The 6,008-nt window shown below is 67.0% G+C and carries 5 protein-coding genes and 1 pseudogene; all 6 read right to left on the bottom strand.

Annotated elements, in window-relative coordinates; genetic code table 11:
- Positions 1–284: pseudogene (locus ACIPEK_RS46115) on the bottom strand (site-specific integrase); the annotation flags it as partial.
- A 75-nt stretch (positions 285–359) separates the two neighbouring features.
- On the bottom strand, positions 360–671 hold the full coding sequence (locus ACIPEK_RS46110) for an SCO5918 family protein (protein WP_327368876.1): 312 nt from the start codon (positions 669–671) through the stop codon (positions 360–362).
- A 54-nt stretch (positions 672–725) separates the two neighbouring features.
- On the bottom strand, positions 726–1,115 hold the full coding sequence (locus ACIPEK_RS46105; RefSeq protein WP_402008883.1) for a CBS domain-containing protein: 390 nt from the start codon (positions 1,113–1,115) through the stop codon (positions 726–728).
- A gap of 62 nt (positions 1,116–1,177) precedes the next feature.
- Entirely contained in the window at positions 1,178–2,692 is a 1,515-nt protein-coding gene (locus ACIPEK_RS46100) for a DEAD/DEAH box helicase (protein WP_367432119.1), read from the bottom strand.
- A 322-nt stretch (positions 2,693–3,014) separates the two neighbouring features.
- Positions 3,015–3,218, bottom strand: coding sequence for a cold-shock protein (locus ACIPEK_RS46095; protein WP_030304224.1), 204 nt, complete (start codon positions 3,216–3,218; stop codon positions 3,015–3,017).
- Between the two features lie 765 nt (positions 3,219–3,983).
- Positions 3,984–4,322, bottom strand: coding sequence for a MerR family transcriptional regulator (locus ACIPEK_RS46090; RefSeq protein WP_266359503.1), 339 nt, complete (start codon positions 4,320–4,322; stop codon positions 3,984–3,986).
- Between the last annotated feature and the right edge of the window lie 1,686 nt (positions 4,323–6,008).

The following is a 6,008-nucleotide window of genomic DNA, read 5'->3' as shown; positions in this document are numbered from 1 at the left end:
AGCCGATCGGATTCGGCCGCGTCCAGGAACGTGCCGAACTGCGGAGGCGTCCAGACCATCACCGGTGACGGCAGCTCACCGGTGGCACGCCAGCGTTCCACCCGCTGGGTCGTCCAGAGCAGGGGCTTAGGACGCTTGCCGGACTCCAGCTCGACGTGGGAGGCCGGGTTGAAGGTGATGTACTGCTGGGCGATCGCCGCGTTCAGAGCCGCTCGCAGCGTGCGCCGGATGCTCTGCTGCGTCGCTGGGCCGGTGATCTTCCGGAACGGCTTCATCTCGGCGAGTGGACCACTGAATCCACTGCTGCGCGCTGAGGACCCTCACTGTTGTTTTGGTGGCGGCTTGCGCCTGCGCGTCGGTCAGACGGCGGCAGGGGCGCCGAGCATCGCGGAAGCCTGTTGGAACGGGTTGAGGACGCGCGTGGGCGCGGCGGTGTGGGGAAGGCCGGGGCAAGTGAAGCCGAGTTGGGTCATGGCCCGGAGGATTTCGCCGGCGCTGAAATCGCGGCGGTCCTGGCGTGTGATGACCTGCCCGACCTGCTTGACGGGGTAGGTGCGGCGGCCGATGATCACGGACTCGCCGATGACCTGTTCGGGCTTGATGCCCTTCATGGATTCCAGGACGCCGCTCTTGGTGAGGTCGAACGGGAAGCGGGCGATGACACAGCGCATGATGCCTCACAGGGAGAAGAATGAAGGGGAATGGTTTCGCCGCGGTGAGGCGGTTCAGTGGGCAAGGGCGAGGACGCCCGGAGCGCTGCCCTGCTCGTCGACGACCGGCAGGGCACCGGGCCGGCGGCCGCGCATCGCGTGCTGGGCTTCGGTGATCGTGGTAGCGGGTGAGGTGAACGGCCCGCGGTTGTCGAGAATGTCGCGTAGCTGGACCCGGTCCGTGTACGCGGGGCTGTCACGGACCGCGGCGAGCTGGGCCTGGGTGACCAGTTGGGTGCACAGGCCGTCGTTGTCGCAGACGAGCAGGTGCTCGGTGCGGGCACTGGTCATGACGGCCAGGGCGACTTCGATGGTCATGTCGTCGCAGACCTGCGGTCCGGCCGTGTCCATGGTGTCGGCCACTGTCCTGTGCGCGGGGGTGGCGCTCGCCGGGCGGGGTTGCATCTGAACCAGTAGTGCCAAGATGTGCCTCCTGCAGAGATGGGCCAGTTTCCTGATCAAGGGTTCTAGGCCGCCGCGTCGAAGGAGGACTGCCGCACGATCGTGCGCCGGGCAGTCGAAGCGGGGCTGCGTCGACCGCGGGAGGCCGCGCTCCGGCTGCGCTGACGTCGCTCGGCCACCGGCGTGGTGATCGTCACGGGAATGCCGGAGGGGGTCTGGGCGCCGGTGATCCGGCTGAGTGCCTCCTCGCCCGAGCGGACCTGAGTGGTCTGCGGCACGATGCCGGCGGCTGCCATGAGGCGGCTCATGTCGCGGCGCTGGTTGGGGGTGACCAGAGTGACGACGCTGCCGGACTCGCCGGCCCGCGCGGTACGGCCGCCGCGGTGGAGGTAGTCCTTGTGGTCGGTCGGCGGGTCGACGTTGACAACGAGGTCGAGATTGTCGACGTGAATACCGCGCGCCGCGACGTTCGTCGCGACGAGCACAGTGACGTGCCCGGTCTTGAACTGGGCCAGGGTCCGGGTGCGCTGCGGCTGCGACTTCCCGCCGTGCAGGGCGGCGGCCCGCACCCCGCTGCTCAGCAGATTCTGCGTCAGCCGGTCGACAGCGTGCTTGGTGTCCAGGAACATGATCACCCGGCCCTCGCGCGCCGCGATCTCCGTCGTCATCCGGTGCTTGTCGGCGCCGTGGACATGCAGCACGTGGTGCTCCATCGTGGTGACCGCCCCTGCGGACGGGTCGACGGAGTGGACGACCGGGTCGGTGAGGTAGCGGCGGACCAGGAGGTCGACGTTGCGGTCGAGTGTGGCGGAGAACAGCATCCGCTGGCCCTCGGGGCGGACCTGGTCCAGGAGCGCGGTGACCTGTGGCATGAAGCCCATGTCGGCCATCTGGTCGGCCTCGTCCAGGACGGTGATCGCGACCTGGTTCAGCCGGCAGTCGCCCCGGTCGATGAGGTCCTTGAGGCGGCCCGGCGTCGCGACGACGACTTCGGCACCACGGCGCAGCGCGCTGACCTGCCTGCCAATCGGCATTCCGCCGACGACAGTGGCCAGGCGCAGCCTCACCGAGCGTGCGTGGGGGGTAAGAGCGTCGGTCACCTGCTGTGCCAGTTCACGCGTCGGCACGAGGATCAGGGCCAGCGGCTGGCCGGGCTCGGCGCGCTGCCCGGCGGTGCGGGCCAGCAGGGCCAGGCCGAAGGCGAGGGTCTTGCCGGAGCCGGTGCGCCCGCGACCGAGGACGTCGCGGCCCGCGAGGGTATTGGGCAGGGTCGCGCCCTGGATCGGGAACGGGACGCTCATGCCTTGCGCGGTGAGCGAGGCCAGCAACTGCTCGGGCATGTCGAGGTCGGCGAACGCCTCGACGGCGGGCAGCGCGGGAGTGATCGTCTTGGGCAGGGCGAACTCGCCCGAGGCCGCCGCGGGCCGCCGGCCGCGGCCGCCTGGGCGGCTCGGCCCTCCGGAACGGCTCGGGGCGGGCGTGCCGAAGCGGTTGCCCCGGTGCGAACCGGCGCCGGAGCCGAAGGCGGGACCGCCGGTACGGCTGCGGGAGGAGCGGTTGTTCGTACGTGAGGGGTTCATTCAGAACCTTCCTTGATACGGCACGTATCAAGGAATTCTCGCAGCAGAAGAACAGCGCGGGGAATCACAAGAACGAGCCGAACGAAATGCGAAAGCAGATCTGGCCCGCGGTGAATCCGGTGCAAGTGCAGGCGATGAAATGGGTGACGTCATGCGGACGTGAGATCCCGGACGTCTACGGGTGCATCTTCAAAGAGGTCCGCATTCCTGGAGAGGGATCTGCGGGCGTCGTTGTGCCCCACAGGGAAGCCCCGGGGAATGCCCGTAGCTGGGGCCCGCACCCCGAGGGATGCGGGCCCCAGCTACGAAGTGCGCGTCAGCGTCAGGCAGGAACGATGTTCTCAGCCGTCGGGCCCTTCTGGCCCTGCGCGATGTCGAAGGTGACCTTCTGACCTTCGAGCAGCTCACGGAAGCCCTGAGCGGCGATGTTCGAGAAGTGGGCGAACACGTCAGCGCCGCCACCGTCCTGCTCGATGAAGCCGAAACCCTTGGCCGCGTTGAACCACTTCACAGTGCCAGACGCCATGTCATATCTCCTTGTGAGGCAGTACGCCGGAACCCGCAATCCACGGATACCGGGTCGCCGCGATGATGCCCCGCCCGGAGATGACCGGAAATACAAAACGCTTCCCGCGGCTAAAAATGCCGACGAAAGGCGTTGAGGTTTTTGGGAACCACGACTGCAACTGAGATCGACAGTAGCATGCGGTAGCGGCCTGCGTACGGTCAATAATTCCGCTCTGCCCGTTGCAGTAAACACACTGTCCGCGCGGCACATTAAACTCTCGTCTCGCGGTCATAGATATTGATCCATCCGGAACACAGCGTTCCAGGAAGAGCGGTCGTCGTTTACGGGGGCCCATCAGCCCGTATACGGGTCCCGACGCAGATCAGCGCAGCGCTGCTGCGCGGCGCTCTCACGAGTGCCCCAGATCCCACCACCATGGACTGAGGCTGAAGGCGGCCGACGCCCACCGTTCGTGCGAACCAGTCGGACAGCAGGACCTGCCCGGGGCAGCAGTACGCTCCGCGCGCGGGCTGATCGCCGTACGGTGGGCGAACACGTCCGAGCCGCCACTGTCCGGGCGGTGAAGCCGCAGCCGTTCTGCGCGTCAAACCACTTCACAGTTCCCGCGGCCCTTGCCTCACACCTTCCTGCCGATGAAGCGTCCTACGACATGCGGCAGACGGAGGCGGTCACCCTGGCTCCTCCGCCGCAGCAGAACGCCCACGACGAAGATGTGGGCGAAGGGAGCATCCTGGTCAAGGCAGTTGACCCAGAAGCCACGCGTCAGCCCGCGGTCGTCGGGTTCTCTGATTCGGCGGCGTGGCGGTATTCGGCGTTGATGCGCTGGGCTTCTTCGAGCTGGTCCTCGAGGATGATGATGCGGCAGGCGGCCTCGATGGGGGTGCCCTGGTCGACGAGTTCGCGGGCGCGTGCGGCGATGCGCAGCTGGTAGCGGGAGTAGCGCCGGTGGCCGCCCTCGGAACGCAGCGGGGTGATCAGGCGGGCTTCTCCGATGGCGCGGAGGAAACCTTGTGTGGTACCGAGCATCTCGGCGGCCCGACCCATCGTGTAGGCAGGGTAGTCGTCGTCGTTGAGACGGCCGAACGAGTCGTCTGCTGTCATTTGCACCTCTCTGTGGAACGCGTGGAGGGGCTCGGGTGCCGTACGGCACCCGAGCCCCGAAGGAACTGCTACACCATCTGCCGACCCTGATACTGCGCCGGCCTTCTATTTCCGCTGACCCGACCTGGAAGTTGTCGGGGGTGCGGGGATCGCGGTTGCTTGACCGGAGACCACCTCGCTATCGATGTCCTGCGGTACCCGGGCTCAAAACTTCCACCCGGGCGATCCTGATGGCGCCTGGCTCCTCCGTTCTTCCCTCTGGGATCATCACTTACCTACTGCTGGTACTGCTCTCCTGCGTACTGCTCTGTGGCCTGTGCCAGCGCCACTTTTCGACAGCCAGCCCCGTCGCCCGTCCTGCATCTGCTCTGGCTTGGAACCCCACTGCCGAACCTCCCGGTGCGCGCGTCCGCAGCCGACGCCTTCACCGAGGTGCTGCTCACTGACTTCACTGCTGCGTACTGCACTTGCGGGTACTGCTCACGGCGGCCCCTGATCACTGCGGGCCACCCGGTCCGGTCGCCAGTCCCGTCGCCGTCCTGCAACAACCCTGGCTTCGGAACTCCACCACCGCACCGTCCTGCGAACTGCAACTGCGGTTACTGCTGCCCGGCAGTTCGTCTCTGCCGGGCCCTGCTGTCTCTCTGGGCTACGAGAGAAACCATAACCACACCACCACCCAATGTCTACTCTGGCCGACATAGATTTCCGTTACCCGGGCGGAGAGATAGTCGGCCTCGGTCACGGAAGGGGTGTGCGGCGGCCCCGCTCCAGCCAGGCTCGCCCGCTCCGACCAGCGCCGTTACGCGCAGCCTCGACGCCGCGAACACCGCAGTCGCCACGTCTGGCCATGCGGATGATCGCTCAGGACACGCGGGGGCTCGTGCGGTTGACACACCGCAGGCCGGGCACAAGCGCCGCCAGATAGGACCTGCGTGACGATCCAGAGACCAGGGTGGCCTGATGAACACAATGAGCGTCAACGTGGCAACTGCCCTCTCCACGGCATGCATTGCCAGCGCGCGCCGGAGCGCCCGGGATTTCCTCGCAGGTCACGATCTTCGCCGAACCTCATTCGGGACAAAGGGGCCGCTGGTTCAAACTCGAACCCGCCACGGCTGACTGCTGTCTGCTCTTGACCGGCAAGGCTCCGGCCGCGCCGCGGTCTCAGTTCTGGTCCCATCCACCGGTGTCCGGGATCGTTGAGGAACCCACCTGCCGACCTCTCCGCTCCAGGCCGGCACGCCCACCGACCCACCTCGGATCCCTGATGAACATTTGGAAGGTGTGCTGGCTCGGTCGTCTTCAGCGGGGCCTGGATGCGTGAGCGATGCGTGAGCGGACGTGCTGACATGGCGCACACAACCTTGGACCGGCCAGCATGCGGCATGCCTCTGACTAGGCATTTCTGGACCAGCGTGGAAGCTGGCGGAAGTCCCGGCATGACCCTGCCGGGACTTTTAATCCGTTGGTTGTGGGTTCGAGTCCCACACGGCCTACCGCCAGCAGCGCGGGGAAACCCCCTCTGACCTGCTACTTAGCGCCTCGATCGGTTTCATCCGGTCGGGGCGCTTCGTCTTCTCCGGCCTCGTGCGTGAGCGGACGGTCCGACAGCAGGGGCTACGGAGGGGGCCTTACGGGCACGTGGCACCAGCGCGGCGGCGGCTTCTGCCGCGGCTTTGTCGA

The sequence above is a fragment of the Streptomyces sp. NPDC088246 genome (genome assembly GCF_044741025.1).
GTDB lineage: Bacteria > Actinomycetota > Actinomycetes > Streptomycetales > Streptomycetaceae > Streptomyces.
Note: the sequence above shows the minus strand (reverse complement) of the source record. Positions and strands in the feature narration are given on the sequence as shown.

Bases quoted from the DNA above. Each gene is read 5' to 3' on its own strand.
- ACIPEK_RS46110 (WP_327368876.1), bottom strand. From the start codon at position 671: ATGCGCTGTGTCATCGCCCGCTTCCCGTTCGACCTCACCAAGAGCGGC.
- ACIPEK_RS46105 (WP_402008883.1), bottom strand. From the start codon at position 1,115: ATGCAACCCCGCCCGGCGAGCGCCACCCCCGCGCACAGGACAGTGGCC.
- ACIPEK_RS46100 (WP_367432119.1), bottom strand. From the start codon at position 2,692: ATGAACCCCTCACGTACGAACAACCGCTCCTCCCGCAGCCGTACCGGC.
- ACIPEK_RS46095 (WP_030304224.1), bottom strand. From the start codon at position 3,218: ATGGCGTCTGGCACTGTGAAGTGGTTCAACGCGGCCAAGGGTTTCGGC.
- ACIPEK_RS46090 (WP_266359503.1), bottom strand. From the start codon at position 4,322: ATGACAGCAGACGACTCGTTCGGCCGTCTCAACGACGACGACTACCCT.